17 protein-coding genes and 1 tRNA gene are annotated in these 17,788 nt (G+C 29.8%); 7 read left to right on the plus strand and 11 right to left on the minus strand.

The window, feature by feature from the left end; genetic code table 11:
* Position 1 precedes the first annotated feature (1 nt).
* Complete coding sequence (locus ACUXZJ_RS09970; RefSeq protein WP_060381979.1) at positions 2 to 466, minus strand: DUF6428 family protein; 465 nt, start codon at positions 464 to 466, stop codon at positions 2 to 4.
* 41 nt (positions 467 to 507) lie between these two features.
* Complete coding sequence (locus ACUXZJ_RS09975) at positions 508 to 834, minus strand: ArsR/SmtB family transcription factor (RefSeq protein WP_060381980.1); 327 nt, start codon at positions 832 to 834, stop codon at positions 508 to 510.
* Between the two features lie 116 nt (positions 835 to 950).
* Here ACUXZJ_RS09975 and tpx point away from each other — a divergent pair, with 116 nt between their 5' ends.
* From tpx to ACUXZJ_RS10010, 7 genes are all read left to right on the plus strand, one after another.
* Positions 951 to 1,448 carry a thiol peroxidase gene (tpx, locus tag ACUXZJ_RS09980; RefSeq protein WP_060381981.1) on the plus strand — a complete coding sequence of 166 codons (498 nt, stop codon included), beginning with the start codon at positions 951 to 953 and terminating at the stop codon, positions 1,446 to 1,448.
* Entirely contained in the window at positions 1,448 to 1,822 is a 375-nt protein-coding gene (locus ACUXZJ_RS09985) for a diacylglycerol kinase family protein (RefSeq protein WP_060381982.1), read from the plus strand. Before tpx ends, ACUXZJ_RS09985 begins: the two co-directional genes overlap by 1 nt.
* A 39-nt stretch (positions 1,823 to 1,861) precedes the next feature.
* Entirely contained in the window at positions 1,862 to 4,363 is a 2,502-nt protein-coding gene (locus tag ACUXZJ_RS09990; protein ID WP_063743997.1) for a DNA translocase FtsK, read from the plus strand.
* 7 nt (positions 4,364 to 4,370) lie between these two features.
* Positions 4,371 to 5,009, plus strand: a complete 639-nt coding sequence (locus ACUXZJ_RS09995) for a LolA family protein (protein WP_235588343.1) — start codon at positions 4,371 to 4,373, stop codon at positions 5,007 to 5,009.
* Positions 5,010 to 5,017: 8 nt separating this feature from the next.
* Positions 5,018 to 6,478, plus strand: a complete 1,461-nt coding sequence (locus ACUXZJ_RS10000; RefSeq protein ID WP_060381985.1) for an LptF/LptG family permease — start codon at positions 5,018 to 5,020, stop codon at positions 6,476 to 6,478.
* On the plus strand, positions 6,459 to 7,592 hold the full coding sequence (gene ribB, locus ACUXZJ_RS10005; RefSeq protein ID WP_060381986.1) for a 3,4-dihydroxy-2-butanone-4-phosphate synthase: 1,134 nt from the start codon (positions 6,459 to 6,461) through the stop codon (positions 7,590 to 7,592). The genes ACUXZJ_RS10000 and ribB overlap by 20 nt, the downstream gene beginning before the upstream one ends.
* Positions 7,593 to 7,718: 126 nt before the next feature.
* Positions 7,719 to 7,803: transfer RNA gene (locus tag ACUXZJ_RS10010), tRNA-Ser, on the plus strand.
* A gap of 146 nt (positions 7,804 to 7,949) precedes the next feature.
* Here the strand turns inward: ACUXZJ_RS10010 and ACUXZJ_RS10015 are convergent.
* The 9 genes from ACUXZJ_RS10015 to ACUXZJ_RS10055 form a co-directional block, all read right to left on the minus strand.
* Positions 7,950 to 8,591, minus strand: a complete 642-nt coding sequence (locus ACUXZJ_RS10015) for a DUF6266 family protein (protein ID WP_063743996.1) — start codon at positions 8,589 to 8,591, stop codon at positions 7,950 to 7,952.
* A gap of 1,066 nt (positions 8,592 to 9,657) precedes the next feature.
* Positions 9,658 to 10,146 carry a GNAT family N-acetyltransferase gene (locus ACUXZJ_RS10020; protein WP_446194866.1) on the minus strand — a complete coding sequence of 163 codons (489 nt, stop codon included), beginning with the start codon at positions 10,144 to 10,146 and terminating at the stop codon, positions 9,658 to 9,660.
* 40 nt (positions 10,147 to 10,186) lie between these two features.
* Positions 10,187 to 10,345 (minus strand): hypothetical protein, encoded by a 159-nt coding sequence (locus tag ACUXZJ_RS10025; protein ID WP_201030575.1) that lies wholly within the window; start codon positions 10,343 to 10,345, stop codon positions 10,187 to 10,189.
* 156 nt (positions 10,346 to 10,501) lie between these two features.
* Positions 10,502 to 11,941, minus strand: coding sequence for a hypothetical protein (locus tag ACUXZJ_RS10030; protein WP_063743992.1), 1,440 nt, complete (start codon positions 11,939 to 11,941; stop codon positions 10,502 to 10,504).
* A gap of 173 nt (positions 11,942 to 12,114) precedes the next feature.
* Positions 12,115 to 14,970, minus strand: a complete 2,856-nt coding sequence (locus tag ACUXZJ_RS10035; protein ID WP_063743991.1) for a type I restriction endonuclease subunit R — start codon at positions 14,968 to 14,970, stop codon at positions 12,115 to 12,117.
* A gap of 59 nt (positions 14,971 to 15,029) precedes the next feature.
* The gene (locus ACUXZJ_RS10040) at positions 15,030 to 15,461 is read right to left on the minus strand and encodes a hypothetical protein (RefSeq protein ID WP_063743990.1); all 432 of its coding nucleotides are present in this window, start codon (positions 15,459 to 15,461) and stop codon (positions 15,030 to 15,032) included.
* Between the two features lie 2 nt (positions 15,462 to 15,463).
* Positions 15,464 to 15,943: a helix-turn-helix domain-containing protein gene (locus ACUXZJ_RS10045; protein ID WP_063743989.1), complete on the minus strand. Its 480-nt coding sequence runs from the start codon at positions 15,941 to 15,943 to the stop codon at positions 15,464 to 15,466.
* 10 nt (positions 15,944 to 15,953) lie between these two features.
* Entirely contained in the window at positions 15,954 to 16,520 is a 567-nt protein-coding gene (locus tag ACUXZJ_RS10050) for a hypothetical protein (protein ID WP_063743988.1), read from the minus strand.
* 35 nt (positions 16,521 to 16,555) lie between these two features.
* Entirely contained in the window at positions 16,556 to 17,788 is a 1,233-nt protein-coding gene (locus ACUXZJ_RS10055; protein WP_063743987.1) for a restriction endonuclease subunit S, read from the minus strand.

Genomic DNA, 17,788 nt, shown 5'->3' on the forward strand with positions numbered 1-17,788 from the left:
TCTAACAACAACCAGAATTGGGTATACAAGAGTTAACAAGTTCATTTAAATTTTTTTTAATTTTTTCATTCGGAATTCCACAATTATCTTGAGCAAGACAAGTTGTTTGAGTAGGTAAAAGCACGAAGTGTTCTTTTTGAAAATCTAATCTGTATTTGCCAATAGTATTTTTGTCCTGATATTCTACTAATATTTCATAATCACTACAAACAATATTTTTTTCTATGGCTTCAATTATTTTAATTGTTTTATGACTGGTTAATCTATGGCAAGTATCTTCTGCGTGCCATAGTTGAAAGGTAAAATAATTTTCTTCTCTAAATGTATTTCCACAATCAGTGTATTTTTTGTTTAATACTCCCATTTCTGTAATATGGAAATGTTTTGGAATAAAAGTTCCGTCAACAAATGAAATATCAAAAGAATCAAGTTTTGATAAGTGTTGTTTAAATTCAGATAATTTCATAGGCTATGTGAAATTTGTAGTGTTAAGTATATATTTTTTGATTATTGACAACAATTAGTGTTTTTTATATTTTCTAAGAACAAAAAATAATGTTCTATTTTTTGTAATGTTTCTTTATTTATACAATAGCAAATAGATTTTCCTTCTATATTTCCTTTAATGAGCCCTACCTGTTTTAGCTCTTTTAAATGTTGTGAAATAGTAGGTTGGGCTAGGGGTAATTCTTCTACTATATCATTGCAAATACAGGAGTTTACTTTTATTAAATACTCTATAATAGCTAAACGAGCAGGATTACTCAGAGCTTTAAATAAATTGGCTAATTCATTTTGTGAATTACTGAAAAAGGCTGATTTTGAGGCTCCCATATTTTTTTTATTTACATATTGCAATATTACGATATTAAATATAAATAATTACACTTTTATTAAGAAAAAATATTTGAAAAATATCCTTATTTTTGGAGCTTTAAAAAAATAAAATTATGGGACAGATAACATTTAAAGGAAATGCGATAAATACAGTTGGAGAATTACCTGTAGTAGGATCAGTGGCAAAATCGTTTGAATTAGTAGCAACGGATTTATCCGTAAAGACACTAGAAGATTTTAAAGGACAAAAATTAGTGTTAAATATTTTTCCTAGTATAGATACTGGAATTTGTGCTGCTTCTGTTCGAAAATTTAATGAAACCGCATCGAATTTAGAAAATACAAAAGTATTGTGTATTTCTAGAGATTTACCATTTGCGCAAACTCGTTTTTGTGGAGCAGAAGGATTAGATAATGTTATTAATCTTTCAGATTTTAAAACAGGTGATTTTGGGGCTGATTATGGTTTGACTATAGTAGAAGGGCCTTTGGCAGGTTTGCACTCACGTTGTGTAATAGTATTAGATGAAAACGGAGTAGTAAAATATACGGAGCAAGTAGCAGAAATTGCTCAAGAACCTAATTATGAATCTGCTTTAGCTTCTTTATAATGAAATTTGAAAAAGACGAAACCTTATTTACAGGTAGATTAAAGAGTATAGGATTTGCTGCTAAAGGAGCGTTTAAATTAATTACTACTGAACATAGCGTAATGGTTCAGTCTTCCTTGGCGGTTTTAATGTCATTAGCAGGATATTATTTTCAAATTACTCGTGAAGAGTGGATGTTTCAGATATTTGCCTTTGGATTGGTTTTAAGTATCGAAGGATTGAATACAGCGGTTGAAAAATTAGCTGATTTTGTACATCCCGATTTTCATGAAAAAATTGGCTTTATAAAAGATATTGCGGCTGGGGCTGTTTTTTTTGCAGCTATGACAGCTTTTGCTATAGGAAGCTTTATTTATTTGCCTAAAATGTTGTAAGCTAAATTGTTATAAATCGACCTATTTTTTTAAATTATAATGGCTAAATCAAAAAAGAAAAAAAACACATCTGCCGAAGTAGAATCTGAAATTATACAAAGACGATTTTCATTAAATCGTCAGCAAAAAATTACATTTGGAATTTTACTGATACTATTCTCTATAGCGTTGGCAATTTCCTTTGTTTCTTATTTTGTCAATGGCAAATTAGATCAAAGCGAAATACATGAATTTAGTAATAGAGAATCACAGGTTCAAAATTGGTTAGGTAAATTCGGCGTATTTTTAGCTAATTCCTTTGTTTACCAAGGATTTGGCGTTGCGGCATTTTTGTTCGTTCGTTTGTTGTTTTTAACAGGTTCTTATTTGGTTCTAGATTTAGCTGTTTCTAAATTAAAAAAAACATGGTTTTGGGATATTTTTGTAATAATAATTCTGTCTATTCTTTTTGGTTTTTTTAGTACCTCTCTTCCAGAATTAGGCGGAGTAATTGGATTTGAAATGAATTCTTTTTTACAAGATTATTTAGGGAAAGCAGGTACTTTACTTACATTACTTTTTGGAATTTTTATTTACCTTATCTTTAAAATAAAAATATCGCCTGAGAAAATAAAAGCCGCTTTTGAAAAAACAAAATCAGAATTAAAAGAAGATTTTAAAAACCCGTTGTCTAAAGAAAGTACAACAGCTTATAATTTAGAAGAGTTTGCTGTTCATGAGGACGAAATACAACCCGTTTTAAAGAATAAAAACGTTTTTACAGACCCCATAAAGCCTATAGAAGAAGAATATGAGGATGAAGATTTAGAAGGGATAATACTAAAAACCATTCCTTCTCAGCAAGAAATTAATGATGATTTTTTGAAGCCCATTAAAGGGAACTCTTCAGAATTAACCTTAGATGTTAATCCTATTATAAGACCCTTAATTGAGTCAGAATCTACCTCAGATGAATTAGTAATTCAAAAAATAGAAGAAGAAGATATTATAGAAGAAAATTTAGCAGAGCGTTTAGTAGCTCATTTTGGTGAATTTGATCCAACTCTAGATCTTTCTAATTATAAATTTCCAACAATAGATTTGTTAAAAGAATACGGTTCCGGAGGCATAACAATTAATCAGGAAGAATTAGAAGAAAATAAAAATCGTATTGTAGAAACACTTCGAAACTATAAAATAGACATAGCTCAGATAAAAGCTACTGTCGGTCCTTCTGTAACTTTATATGAAATAGTACCAGAAGCAGGAGTTCGTATTTCTAAAATAAAAAGTTTAGAAGATGATATAGCACTTTCCTTAGCAGCATTAGGTATTCGTATTATAGCCCCAATGCCAGGTAAAGGAACTATAGGTATTGAGGTACCTAATAAAAACCCAACGTTAGTTCCTATGAAAGGGGTAATAGCCTCAGCGAAATTTCAAGAAGCAGAAATGGAGTTGCCAATAGCTTTAGGGAAAACAATTTCAAATGAAACATTTGTGGTTGATTTAGCTAAAATGCCTCACTTGTTAATGGCGGGAGCAACAGGACAAGGTAAATCAGTTGGTTTAAATGCTGTACTTACTTCATTGTTATACAAAAAACATCCAGCCGAAGTCAAGTTTGTTCTAGTAGATCCTAAAAAAGTTGAACTAACTCTTTTTAATAAGATAGAAAGGCATTATTTAGCAAAATTACCTGATACAGAAGATGCTATTATAACAGATAATTCAAAGGTAATTACTACACTAAATTCATTGTGTGTAGAAATGGATAATCGCTACTCTTTATTAAAAGATGCGATGGTTCGTAATATAAAAGAATACAACGAAAAGTTTAAACAACGTAAGTTAAATCCTGAACAAGGACATAGATTTTTACCTTATATTGTTCTTGTAGTTGATGAGTTTGCGGACTTAATTATGACGGCTGGTAAAGAAGTTGAAACGCCCATTGCTCGTTTAGCGCAATTAGCTCGAGCAATTGGTATTCATTTAATAATAGCTACGCAACGTCCTTCAGTAAATGTAATTACAGGTATTATTAAAGCCAATTTCCCTGCTCGTATTGCTTTTAGAGTAACTTCTAAAATAGACTCTAGAACCATTTTAGATCAACAAGGAGCTGATCAACTAATAGGTAGAGGAGATTTATTATACACAAATGGAAATGATTTAGTGCGTGTACAATGTGCTTTTGTTGATACTCCAGAAGTAGAAAAAATAACAGAGTATATTGGCGCTCAAAAAGCCTATCCAAACGCTTATTTGCTCCCTGAGTTTATTGGTGAAGAAGGAAGTGGGTCAAGTCTTGATATAGATATTTCAGAACGAGATTCTCTCTTTAGAGATGCTGCCGAGGTAATCGTTACAGCTCAACAAGGTTCAGCTTCTTTAATTCAACGAAAACTAAAGTTAGGTTATAACCGTGCAGGCCGATTAATAGATCAGTTAGAAGCAGCAGGTATTGTAGGACCTTTTGAAGGTAGCAAAGCTCGTACCGTAAATATACCTGATTTAGTGGCTCTAGAACATTTTTTAAATAATGAGAAAAACAATTAAAAATAAAATGAAAAAAATAATTGCATTACTATTAGTCTTAACATCTTTTACTTTTCAAGCTCAAAATGAAGCAAAAGCAAAAGCTTTGTTAGATAAAGTAGCAGCAAAAGTTAAGTCTTTTAAAACGATTAGAGTAGATTTTAAATATAATTTACAAAATACAAAGGAAGGAATTAATCAAGATAATAAAGGGAGTGTTGCTTTATCAGGTAATAAGTATCTTTTAAATTTTCTTGGTGTTACAAAAATATGCGATGGAACCAAGGTATATACTATATCAAAAGAAGACGAAGAAATCTCAATTGCAAAAGTTGGAAATGAGGAAGAAGCAGACACACCCGCTAAAATGTTAACCTTTTTTAATAAAGGGTTTAAATACAATTGGGATATCAGTCAGACAATTAAAGGTAAAAAAATTCAATATATAAAACTAATACCAATAGGATCGAAAGATGATCGTAAACAAATTTTAGTAGGAGTGGATCTGTCTACACAATTAATTTACAATACGATTACATTAAATAAAAACGGTACTAAAGTAACCTTACTAGTTGATTCTCTAAAAACGAATGAAACTTTACCCAAAAACTATTTTACTTTTGTAAAATCAAAATACCCAAATTATTACATCAATAACCTGGATTAATTTTGCTAATGAAAATCCTAGACCGATATTTGCTCAAATCTTTCTTGATTACATTTACATCAGTATTTGTAATCTTATTTTTTATATTTATTCTACAAACAGTTTGGTTATTTATATCTGAATTAGCAGGAAAAGACCTTGATTTTTTTATGATTATCAAGTTTTTAATTTTTGCAACCCCTAAATTAATGCCAATGGTCATTCCCTTGACGGTACTACTGGCTTCCATTATGACATTTGGAGATTTAGCAGAACATTATGAATTTGCTGCAATGAAATCAGCAGGTGTTTCTTTCTTTAGAAGCTTAAGAATCTTACTAGTGTTTATTTTAGGTTTGAGTATCCTAGCTTTCTTTTTTGCCAATAATATTATACCTTATTCTGAATATAAATTTACTAATTTTAGAAGAAATTTAGCACAGGTTAAACCTGCGCTGGCTATAGCAGAAGGACAGTTTTGTGATATAGGAGAATTTAATATAAAAGTTGAAAAAAAGACAGGAGAAAAAGGAGAAAAATTAAAAGGAGTTACCATACATAAAAAATCAAACACAGGAGAAGGAGCAAAAACAGTAATAAAATCAAAAGAAGGTCTTTTGTTATCTTCAGAGACAAGTGATTTGTTACAGTTAGTACTAAAAGAAGGATATTACTATGAGGATATTAGTCCCGTTAATTACGAACAGCGTCAAAAATTACCTTTTGTAAAAGTTTTTTTCAATAAATATACAATCAACATTGATTTATCCAAATTAAATACAAGCGCAGCATTAAAAGATGAGTTAAAACATTCAGATGCAATGCTCAAAATTAACGATCTAAAATATACTGCAGACTCCTTAAAAGCTAATTACAATAAAGAACTCATTGCACTTGCCGATAATACTTATCAACGTCTTGGAGTTACTAGTAATTATAATGTAGATACAGTAAAGATTAAGAATACAAAAAAAATTGATTTGTTAAGTATTGTTAAGGAAAAAACATCTAAAATTAATGTTTTAAACGTAGCAGAAAGCGACTTAATAAGTTCTAAAAGTAATTTAGAAATGTATGAGTTTGCCATGCTAGCCAAGGAAAAAGAAATTAACGGATACCTGAACGCTATTTTTGAAAAATTTACTTTTAGTTACGCTTGTATACTCATGTTTTTTATAGGTGCACCCTTAGGAGCTATTATCCGAAAAGGAGGATTAGGATTGCCAATTGTATTTGCCATGCTCATCTTTATTTCGTTTCATTTTATGAATACATTTAGTAAAAAAATGGCGCAAGAATCTCAAATTCCTGTTTTTTTAGGAGCTTCCTTGGCATCTATACTATTAACTCCTTTGGCAATTTATTTAACTAGGAAAGCAATAAATGATAATGGTGATGTTAATTTTGACTTCATTACAGAGCCATTTAAGAATATATACACAAAACTAACACAACTCAAAAAAAACAAAAATGGAAACACAAACCATTAAATTAAATACCATTGAAGAAGCAATAGAAGATATCCGTCAAGGAAAAGTAATAATTGTAGTTGATGATGAGGATAGAGAAAATGAAGGTGATTTTTTAGCTGCTGCTGAAAAAATAACACCAGAAATGGTAAATTTTATGGCTACGTATGGTAGAGGGCTTATTTGCGCACCACTTACAGAAACACGTTGTAAAGAACTAGGATTAAATCCAATGGTAACGAATAATACGGATCACATGGAAACAGCTTTTACGGTTTCTGTTGATTTAAAAGGACATGGTGTTACTACAGGAATATCAGCTTCAGATAGAGCTAAAACAATTCAAGCATTAGTTAATCCTGATACAAAACCTTTTGATTTAGCACGTCCAGGACATATTTTTCCTTTAATAGCAAAAAAAGGAGGCGTTTTGCGTCGTACAGGACATACAGAAGCAGCTATAGATTTTGCTCGTTTGGCTGGTTTAAAACCAGCTGGAGTTATTGTAGAAATTATGAATGAAGATGGGACAATGGCTAGATTGCCCCAATTAGTTGAAGTTGCTCAAAAATTTAATTTAAAATTGGTTTCTATAGAGGACTTAGTAGCCTATAGAATGCAACATGATAGTCTAATTGTAAAAAAAGAAGATTTTGATATACAAACTCGATTTGGTGTTTTTCGCTTAAGAGCCTATGAGCAAATAACAAACAAACAAATTCATATTGCTCTAACAAAAGGAAACTGGAATTCAGGTGAAGCTGTTTTAACAAGGATTAATTCATCTCAAGTAAATAATGACTTACTAGGGACCTTAACCAATAATGTTGATAAACAATTAGACGATATGTTTAAAGTTATTAACGAACAAGGAAAAGGAGCCGTTATTTTTATTAATCAGGATATACAAACGATAAGCCTTTTAAATCGTATTACAGAATTAAAGGAATTACAACAACAAGGTGAAATGAAAGCCCCTAAAATAGTAATAGATAGTAAAGATTATGGGATAGGAGCTCAAATTCTTCATGATATAGATATTACAAAAATTCGTTTAGTTTCTAACACAGAAGTAGGAAAACGCGTAGGAATGATAGGTTACGGATTAGAAATTGTAGAATATGTAAAATACTAATTATTTGATATTAAAAACTTTATAAAACGAAATTGTTTTTTTTAAAAAATCGTTTTAAAATACTTGTAAAACTAAAAAACATTTGTATATTTGCACTCGCATTACAAAAGTAGTGCATAATATACTGGAGAAATGGCAGAGTGGTCGAATGCGGCAGTCTTGAAAACTGTTGACTGTAACAGGTCCGGGGGTTCGAATCCCTCTTTCTCCGCAGGTTTAAACCCCTAACCCTTGTAAATAAAGGAGTTAGGGTTTTTTGTTTTGCAAATATCCCCACATTATCCCCACAATTTTAAAATTTTAGACATAAAAAAACCACCCTTTACAGGTGGTTCTTGAAATAAGTATCTACTAATTTTATGAAGCCGTACCAGAGCCAATATAGATACTATTTGATAATTGTGTTTCTTCTGCATTCATAAACGATATAAAGAGCTGTAATTCGTCTCCAGCATAGCTGTTAGGTATAATTACCGTTTGTGATAAATCTGCTCTTGTAGCTCCTCCTGATAAATAAACACTTTCTCCTTTTATCGGATTGTATGCAACAACCATAACTTTATCAGTAGGTAAAGCATTTCCATCAGTTGAATTATCATCCCAACTAAATTGCACTTGACCCGAAGTTGTCAAATCAAAAACTGGATTTAATGCTCCTGTTAGATTTCCTCTTGATAATAAAGCTAAAGAATAATCAATTTCAAAATCTGGAGATACTCCAATTATCGCATTATTCAAAATATATGACATTGCACTATTAAACTGCGATTTCTTTACAGCATAATTTTTATAACCAATCTTAATGAAATTTAAGTTAGGTTGTAAAAACCTCAACACTAAAGCAAATTTTGTTCTTTGGTTTACTTGTAATAGCGTTCTCGGATTGGCTACACTTTGAGGTTTAGCTCTAATATAATCAATTCCTTTCCATCTTGAACCAACAACGTTGGCAACTTTCCCTGATACTCCTCCTAGAATACCTCTACCTATTTTACCCATTTGTATATAGTTTTAAAAATTAAAATTCAATTTCGTGGGCTTGGTACGGCTTTGGTATTGATTTTATTACTTCAAAAGTATTATTTCTATATCCTATTATTTTAAAGTCTGTTTATATTGTTAAAATTTGTTATCAATTAGCTTATTTTGTTTCCCATTTATAATCATTCAGATTTTTTTATCTACTCAACAAATACAAGTGAGCCTCAAACATTCCATTCAAAATCAAGATTCCGATTTGTTGTATTTTGAGCTGTTTTTTTTGAAATAATGCCTAACGTGAGTTAACAATCAGAATAGAATTTTTGTGGCATTATTTTAAAAAAAATTGCACCCAAAGGGGTTTGGGGAAATGGGAGATTTCCCCTACTGTACTTTCGTAGTGCGCTGGCAGTAGCGAAGCAAGGGTATAGCTTTTTATTTGCTTACTAGATTTTTGTATTTTATTCGATTTTTCTGGCAAATGAAAAGCTATACTCTTGCGGGCAATTTTGTTTTTTGAGGATGCCTTATTGCACTTTAGAAAGGCATACTTTTTATATACTGCAATTACTGTTGTGGAACGAATTGGCATCGTCAAAAAACAATGAAAATACTGTTCCTATTTCGGGTGGGAGCGTTGGCAGAGCGGATATTTTACATAATGAAATTATAGTTCTAAAAAAATTCTACTAAAAATATAAACGCTTTTTTTTGAACTATAATGTTGCCTTCATTATGTAAAATAGCTTGGGAGTGGTTTTTAGCGTTGGAAAGCTCTTGTTTTTCGAGCGTTGGGAAAGTGCAGGGCTTTTTTTGCCTGTTTTATGTGCGATGGGGTTGGGAAAATAAAACAGGCAAAAAATGCTTTGCACAGCTTGGAAAAAACAAGTGCTTATTGCGTTGGGAGAAAACCACTAGAGCGTTGGCAGAGCGTTGGACGGGTGGGACGCAAAAACGACAGCGATAGCGTTCCTATATTTCAATTAATATTCTTTTAATTATTACCGAAATGAATCAAACAAAGATTTGAGTTTAGGAATACTTGGACTAAACGAGGATTTTGTGCAGATGAAAGAGATAATGATTAAGAAATACTTTCTAAGTTAAAATACATTAGTCTTGTGTCAGATTTTTTGTCTTTACTAGACAAATATTTAAATCCCATCTTCTCATAGAATTTTAGAGAATCTCTGTAAGCATCTACAGTTATAAATTTACAACCAGTTTTGTTTTTATTTGTAAACAACCCTTTAGTGAAGTTTATAATTTTTCTACCATACCCGCCTCCATTTTGACAATCAATATGAACTGCCAATCGTCCTATTTTAACAGCGGGATAACTTTTGTAGTGACTTTTTTCTTTTGGCAAAAGTATGCCTATTCTTTCTGCAAATTTTTCAATATTCCCATCTAAATCTGTGTGGGAAATTTTATCATTTAGATAATTGAAATATGCTATTGTTTTATCATTGTCTTGAATGAGATATGTTACTGCCATTAAATCTTTGGCATAATTTTTAGCATCATCAAAAAGAAAGCCGTTCAAATCTGTGTCTCCACAATCGAACGGCAATATAACAGTTTCAGGTTCAAGCCTGATTAATTTAATGTTATTAGATTCCAAATTCTGCTAAGCTCATTAGCGTTTCATAATCTTCTTTAATCTCCTCTTTTTCTTCTTTGGATACTTTCTTTACTTCTTTGTTTTCTTTTACAAACGTATCAGCATCTTTACCATAAAGAACAGGAGTTTCTTTTATTGGTTTTGCCATAATTTATTGTTTTAGTTAGTGTTTGAAAGCTTTTGCAAATATATAAAAAATATAATATGTTATACACATTCTTTACTATGTGTTCTATTACCATATTGTACTATACTAATTTAACGCATTAATCTATAAAAAGTTACAAATGATTTGTTAAATCTTTTACACCTTATTGTTTAAAAAGAAATCATTGACAACTTCTTTTAATTTTTTATTCTTCATTTGTATTGCTTTATCTTTTAAATCATTACCATTGAAGTACTCTACTTTGAAACGTTTTGAAGTATTCTTTAAATGATTTAATCTTTCTAATGCATTTTCTGTAAATCCACTAATAGACCAATATTCAAAAACTATTTCTTTTTCTTTATATGGTTCAATACCTTTAACCCAATCATAAAAAGCAGGTATTTTAATTTGCACCCAATTATTAATAGTTTCTAAATCAATTTGAGATTTTGTTGCCTTGCATTCGGAAATTACAATTTTATCTGAATAGATACTTACTACATCTGTTTCGTGTTTGCCATTCTCATCAATTATTTCTCTTCCTAAATCTAAAGATTGACTCTTTGTTGAATGTATATGACCAATTACAAATTCAAATAATGTACCTTTTATATTGTTTGCTAAGCCTTCATTATATTTTTTTAGTTGCTTGATTAAATCTAAATATTTTTCTGGAGTTTGCTTTAGACTTGCACCTGCATTATTAAGGATATTTACTAGTTCAACTAGTGTTTTAGCGTATTTTTCACCGAATAATTCTTCAATAAATCCAATTATAACTCCTTTACTTTTAAGTAATCTTAAAGCTTCATCATTTAAATTATCTACAATTAAGAATGGTATTAGTCTAGGAGAGTTTTTAAATTTACTTATTGTATCTAATTTATCAATGAAAAACCTTATGTCACTTTCATATATAGGGTGACCTATCAAAATATCAGCAACAACAAAGCCATTTTTAGATCCTTGCATTAATCCAGAAACATAGGAAACACCTTTGAAACCAAACCTGAATTTACCATATTCAGCAAATAATTCACCTGTTTTATAAGATATTAAACCAATATTTTTTGAAAATGTTCTAAAGTTATCTAGTACATTATCTTTTATAGATTCAATGGCTGTATAATGGGAATAATTTGTAAATGATTTTTCATATTTAGGAGATAACATATAGCATTCATTGTTATACATCAATATTCCTTGTTCTATGAATTTATCAAGTATTTCATTAAATGGTTTATGACTTGTTAATGGTAAAATGGGATAATTTGTATAGCATTCTAAATACTTTTTACTTACTATACCACCACACATTTTTAGTGCATTTAATACATACCAATATTTTTTGCCATAATTGAATAATGAATCTTGAAATATATCAAAGAAATCAGTTTTATTTTTATGTTCTTCAAGAAAGCAAAAGTGTTGACCGCTTACATAAAAACCGCTAATTCTTTTAATAGTTTTATCGCGCACAATAATTTTACTTGCTGTGTTAGCAATCAAACCGTATTGGTTTACAAGAAGAGTACCTAGCGCACCTGACATCATAGGTCCATTTTGTTTCAGTATATTTTCACAATTTGTCATATGACGCTATATATAAAAAACTCTTTAGAGTTTTTTGTGTCAACATATTTTTTTTAAAAGATAACCCAATAAAAACGTTCTAAAATTTATTTTCCATTTCAAAAAACACTTAAAAAAAACTCTTTTTAGTGTCATATTAGTTTTTAAATATACTAATAAAAAGATTTAATCTCTTAATTTCCTGAAACACCATTTATAAAAGTCTCTACGAAACCAACAATTTTATTGAGGATTTTATCACCTATTTTTTTGCGTACTAATACGGATGGTTTTTCACCTTCAATTAAATCTAACACTTCATCTCTTAAAGGTTCTCTTTCGGCAAATAAGTAGCTTTCTATTAATTTATGTGTTTTATCTGCTGATAGATTTTCTTCTTGAACTAATTGATTAAATGCTTTTTGTTGTTCTTTACTCCAATATTTATCAAATTCTTCTGGGATTGTATCGGTATCTTCAATAACGGGTAAATTTTCTAAAATGAATTTTTCAATTAATTCTCTTTTACTTCTTAAATTGGCTTCTCCAGTTAATAAATCAACAATTTCTTTTTGTTTTTTTTCTTTATCTGCTTTTGTGGTGTCTTTTAATGCTGCTAATAATTTTAATATATACGTTACATTAACTTCATCACGGTGGATTAACTCTAACTCAAAATCAACATCTTCAAGAATTGATACTTTTTCTATTTGGTGTTCATTTTTTACTTTGTCGTATAAATCAAGATATTTGCTTTTATAGTCTTCAAATAATTGTTCGTTCATTGCTAAATCTTCCCAAACAAAATCTGTAAAAGTTACCATTGTATTTTTAATACGCATTAACTCTCGGAAAGCTTTAATAAATTCTAATTCATCTTCTTCGCTTTGTAGATTATTAACACTGTTTACTGTTGGAACAACCTTTAATAAACCTATAAATGCTTCATTAAATTTATTTACATAATCTTCATAAGGTTGCATTATAATTTCTTCAATTGCTTCCTTATTACTAAACAATGTAATTGCTTCATCGGTGGCTTTCTTTAGATTCCTGAATACAATTATATTTCCTTGTGACTTTTGTTCATTTAGAATACGATTAGTTCTTGAATAGGCTTGAATTAAACCGTGATATTTTAGGTTTTTATCTACGTATAAAGTATTTAGAGGTTTGCTATCAAATCCTGTAAGAAACATATTTACTACTAACAGAATATCTATTTTACGCTCTTTTACTTTTTTAGAAATATCATTATAGTAATTGTAGAAACTTTCGCTGTCTTTAGTAGAAAACTTTGTTTCAAACATTGTATTATAATGACCTATAAACTCGTCTAGTTTTTCACGAGTGTGAACATTCAAACCGTATAAAGCTCTTGGTTCTTCAACTACAGATAATTCTTCAGGGATAAATCCATTAGCATCTGCATCGTCTTCATTAGCTGAAAAACTAAATATTGTTGCTACTTTTAAGTTATGTTGACCTGTAATTTTCTTTTGTTGTAAAATATCATAGTACTTGATTAATGTATCAACACTACTCACACAAAACATTGCTGTAAATTCTTTGTTATACGTTTTACGATTATGATTTGTAATAATATAATCTACAATCTTTTCTAAACGCATTGGAGCTTCCATCAATTCTTTAGTATCGATGTCTTCAACTTCAATATCTATTGCCGTAGCACTTTCCTTTTGTTTGTATCTGCCTACATATTCAATAGAAAACTTTAATACATTTTCATCTTTTATGGCATCTGTAATTACATATTTATGCAAACATACTCCAAATAGTTCTTTGGTAGTTCTTTTTCCTAATTCGTTTTTAACCGCATTATCGGCAAATATTGGTGTGCCGGTAAAACCAAACATTTGATAGTTGTTGAAAAACGATTTGATTTTATTATGAGTTTCTCCAAATTGTGAACGATGGCACTCATCAAAAATAAAAACAATACGTTCTTCTTTAAGCTTTTCCATTTTACTTAAATACTGACTTTTACTTATGGCAGTATTTAGTTTTTGAATAGTGGTTACTATTAATTTTGTATCGTCTGAAAATTGCTTTACTAATGCTTTTGTATTATCAGTACCATCAATACTTCCTTTGCTAAAACTATTGAACTCTTTTGTGGTTTGGTAATCTAAATCTTTTCTATCTACTACAAATACCACTTTTTTAACTTGTGGCATTTGCATAATAATTTGACTAGCTTTAAAAGAAGTTAGGGTTTTGCCCGATCCTGTTGTATGCCAAATATATCCGTTGTGATTACTATTTTTTACCTTATCAATTAATGCCTCAACCGCATAATATTGATATGGTCGAAGTACCATTAATATTTTATTGGCTTCATTCAAGACAACATACTTGCATATCATTTTAGAGATGTGACAAGGCTCAAGGAAATCACTTGTAAAACCATTCAAAATATTGGTTAAACGTTTGTTATCTTTATCTGTCCAGTAATACGTTTGCTTGAATGATTGGTATTTATTGTTTGCGTAATACTTTGTATTTACTCCGTTACTAATGATAAATATTTGAATGTATTGAAATAAAGCAGCACCTGCTCCAAAGGAATGTCTTTGATAACGATTGGTTTGATTGAATGCTTCTTTAAGTTCTAAACCTCTACGTTTTAATTCTATTTGTACTAATGGTAAACCATTTATCAAAATAGTAACATCGTATCTGTTTTTATAACTGCCTTCCATTGTAACCTGATTGGTTACCTGGAATTGATTTTGACACCAGTATTCTGATTGAATAAATTCAAAATACAGATTATCTCCGTTATCTCTAACTATATGTTGTTTTTCTCGAAGTGTTTTGGCTTTTTCAAACACCGAACCTTTACTTAAAATATTTAAAACTCTTTCAAATTCTTTTTCTGAAAAGGTGATATTATTGTGTTTTTCTAACTGCTTTTTAAGGTTTGCAAGAAGTGCTGTTTCATCTTTAATTTCAACATAACTATAACTCAACTTTTGAAGTTGCTCTATTAGTTGTTCTTCTAAGATTTGTTCGGGTTGTTTTGCCATATATTACATTAAAAAACCTTGCCGAAAAACGACAAGGTGTATGCTTTCTTACTTAACTATTATTTTATTTCAAAAACTACATCTTTTGCCACTAGGTTACTTACATTTAATGTTGGAATAATAAATCTATTAAAAGTTGTGTTTTCTGTTTTAGTGTGCAATATTCCTCTAGAAGTTCCTACTGTAATAACACAAAGATGTTCTAAAAAATGTTTAGGCAATGTTATTTTTTTACCAGAAATAACATTAGAATTCCAAGAGCTTTCTTCTATATCAAAATTACATATTACTGTTAAAACAACAATTGGTTGTTTTTCGTGTAAAAATTGAAACTTCATTTTACAAGCAACTAATCTGTTATCAGGGTTTATTGAAAATTGTAAGTCAGTTTGTAAATCATTAGCATCTGGAAGATTATCTATTTCAAATGTTGCAAACTGTTCAGTAACTATATTTAATAGTCTAAAACTAATACTTTTTTTAGTTTCCATTTTTATGATTGATAATATTTTATTTCAGGGCAGTCCTTTTCATTTATATAATCATTTAAAGGAATTATTTTTGTTTCTTTTTCTGCAACAATAGTTTCCTCGATTTTATTCAAATAGGAATGAACTTGATTGCTAATTTTAATGATATTAGTTGAAGTTATCATAAGACTAGTATCATTATCATAAATGTGCATTAACTTTATATCTAATGCTTTTTCTATTTTAGCTATTGTAAAGAAACCAAAATTTTCAGAACCTTTAACCCATTTATTAACCGTTTGTGGTGTAACTTTCAATAAATCGGCTAAATCTTTTTGTGATAATTTTTTTTCTCTTAAAGTTCTTAAAATACGAACCGCAACTTGTTGAGAATAACGTAATCCTTCTTTATCCTCAAATCTTTTGTTGCTTTCTTCTATCCATTTACTAGGAGTTTTAGAAACTAATGCTTCTAATTTATTACTCAATTCTTGATTTTTCATAATGGTAGTTTTAATTAATGATGTCTATATATCCGAAGTCATCTTCTTCTAATAGTCCATTTTTTTTTAAATATGCAGCTGTAATTTTTAGTTTTGTCAATTCGATTTCTGTGTGGTCTTTCTCACCCATAGCTTCTGTTAGCTTGATTGCACTTCCCGACACCACAAAGCATTCGGGACTAATACGAACGGCAAATACACGAAGCCAGGATTTGTTTCCTGTACCGTATGCTCTTGTTTCTTGTAATTTATAGGTTTGGTCATTTTTGTGTAATGGATAAAAAACTAAATCTTGTAATGAACTTTGTGTTTTAAATTTTCCAATTTTAGCCACTCTTCTAATTGTTGCTTCAAATACTTCTGCTTCTTCTATTGTTGAAAAAATAGCTTCTTCTACTGATATATTGCCATAAAAACCTGATTGTAAATCATTTTTATTATTTTCAAAAAAATCTTCTAAATACTCTGTATCGTTCCAGTTTCTGAATGCTAACGTAAACTCATCACAGTCGTTAGGTTCAAACTGAACCGACAATAACTTGTTTTTTATGATAGCAAATATATCAACTATTTCCATATAATCAACTTATAGGCTTATTTTTTAACTTTTATTTACACAAACATTTTTTGCAATAGCCCTTTTTTGTACTCTAGTGTATTTTCTATTTGTGCTTGTGTTCGGCTTATTTTATCATCTATTGTTGACAAAAAAGTGGCTATTTTTTCTTGTTCTATTTCACAGGGAAAGTTAAATGAAAAAGAATTTAAACTTTTTGTTGTTACCTGATTAATTGTAGCGCCAAGATGTTCATTTATTTGACTAAAGAATAAATCTGTTTGAAAAAGATGATATATAAATCTATTAAATTTACTTCTATAAATTGACATAAAAGCACCAAATGCATAACCTTCATTTTCTTTACTTATCAAAGCGCATTTACCTATAAGACTTCTACTACCATTTCTTGCACAAATCAAAATATCATTCTCTTTAACATAATTTTTTTCTGAGATTACTGTATTTACAAATACATTATCTTCAAAAGCCAACCTGCCATTCTGTATATTTGAAGAACGTAAAACTAGAGTACCTTGACTTTCTACAACATCATTTGGGGAGTAAGTTAATCCAATGAAACAATCACCTAAATTACCGAGTTTTTTTCTTTCCCATTTTGGAAAATCATTTCCATTCTCATCCTTAAACCTAAGTTCTTGAGCGAATATTTTTTGCATAATGCCTTTTTTATAATCTTCCAATAACTTTTTCTTTTGTTTTAGTTGCTCTATTTTTTTATCTAAAGTGTTAAGAAATAGGGTTATCTTTTTTTGTTCTGCAACTGATGGTACAAATATTTTATCGTGTAATACATAAGCATTACTAATTTTCATATCGTTTTTAGCTCCTTTTTTTACTAACGGTCTCAGGTAACGATTGGTATTTTCATCTAAAGAGAAATAGTGTTCTATAAATTCACCGTGTGCGTTTTCTTCTTTAACATTATAAACCGCATAAAGCGTTGAAACAATACCCGCTTTCTTTTTGTTTTGTTTTATAATACCGTAAGGATTGGCTTTTAAAGGGCTTTTGGTATAAACAATATCGCCAACTTCCACTACATGATAATTATGTACTGATGCTCCCGCATAGCTTCTTCCTAAGTGTTCGATTTGGTTTACAATACCCATTTCACCAGAAACAGAAAGTACTTCGTCTTTGGAGTATTTTAAATCGGTATTTCGTTTTTTAGCTTCTTTTAAAAGTTCGCTCAATTTTGTGTTATTCCAATGGTCTGTAAACTCTGGAAAACGTATTACTGGTTTAGCAGTTTGTTGTTTTTCCAT

The sequence above is a fragment of the Flavobacterium sp. TN-1 genome, assembly GCF_052828645.1.

Coding starts and splice junctions, on each gene's coding strand:
- ribB (WP_060381986.1), top strand. CDS start 6,459: ATGGAAACACAAACCATTAAATTAAATACCATTGAAGAAGCAATAGAA.
- ACUXZJ_RS09995 (WP_235588343.1), top strand. CDS start 4,371: ATGAAAAAAATAATTGCATTACTATTAGTCTTAACATCTTTTACTTTT.
- ACUXZJ_RS10045 (WP_063743989.1), bottom strand. CDS start 15,943: ATGAAAAATCAAGAATTGAGTAATAAATTAGAAGCATTAGTTTCTAAA.
- ACUXZJ_RS09970 (WP_060381979.1), bottom strand. CDS start 466: ATGAAATTATCTGAATTTAAACAACACTTATCAAAACTTGATTCTTTT.
- ACUXZJ_RS10035 (WP_063743991.1), bottom strand. CDS start 14,970: ATGGCAAAACAACCCGAACAAATCTTAGAAGAACAACTAATAGAGCAA.
- ACUXZJ_RS09990 (WP_063743997.1), top strand. CDS start 1,862: ATGGCTAAATCAAAAAAGAAAAAAAACACATCTGCCGAAGTAGAATCT.
- ACUXZJ_RS10025 (WP_201030575.1), bottom strand. CDS start 10,345: ATGGCAAAACCAATAAAAGAAACTCCTGTTCTTTATGGTAAAGATGCT.
- ACUXZJ_RS10055 (WP_063743987.1), bottom strand. CDS start 17,788: ATGGAAAAACAACAAACTGCTAAACCAGTAATACGTTTTCCAGAGTTT.
- ACUXZJ_RS10040 (WP_063743990.1), bottom strand. CDS start 15,461: ATGGAAACTAAAAAAAGTATTAGTTTTAGACTATTAAATATAGTTACT.
- tpx (WP_060381981.1), top strand. CDS start 951: ATGGGACAGATAACATTTAAAGGAAATGCGATAAATACAGTTGGAGAA.
- ACUXZJ_RS10015 (WP_063743996.1), bottom strand. CDS start 8,591: ATGGGTAAAATAGGTAGAGGTATTCTAGGAGGAGTATCAGGGAAAGTT.
- ACUXZJ_RS09975 (WP_060381980.1), bottom strand. CDS start 834: ATGGGAGCCTCAAAATCAGCCTTTTTCAGTAATTCACAAAATGAATTA.
- ACUXZJ_RS10000 (WP_060381985.1), top strand. CDS start 5,018: ATGAAAATCCTAGACCGATATTTGCTCAAATCTTTCTTGATTACATTT.
- ACUXZJ_RS09985 (WP_060381982.1), top strand. CDS start 1,448: ATGAAATTTGAAAAAGACGAAACCTTATTTACAGGTAGATTAAAGAGT.
- ACUXZJ_RS10030 (WP_063743992.1), bottom strand. CDS start 11,941: ATGACAAATTGTGAAAATATACTGAAACAAAATGGACCTATGATGTCA.
- ACUXZJ_RS10050 (WP_063743988.1), bottom strand. CDS start 16,520: ATGGAAATAGTTGATATATTTGCTATCATAAAAAACAAGTTATTGTCG.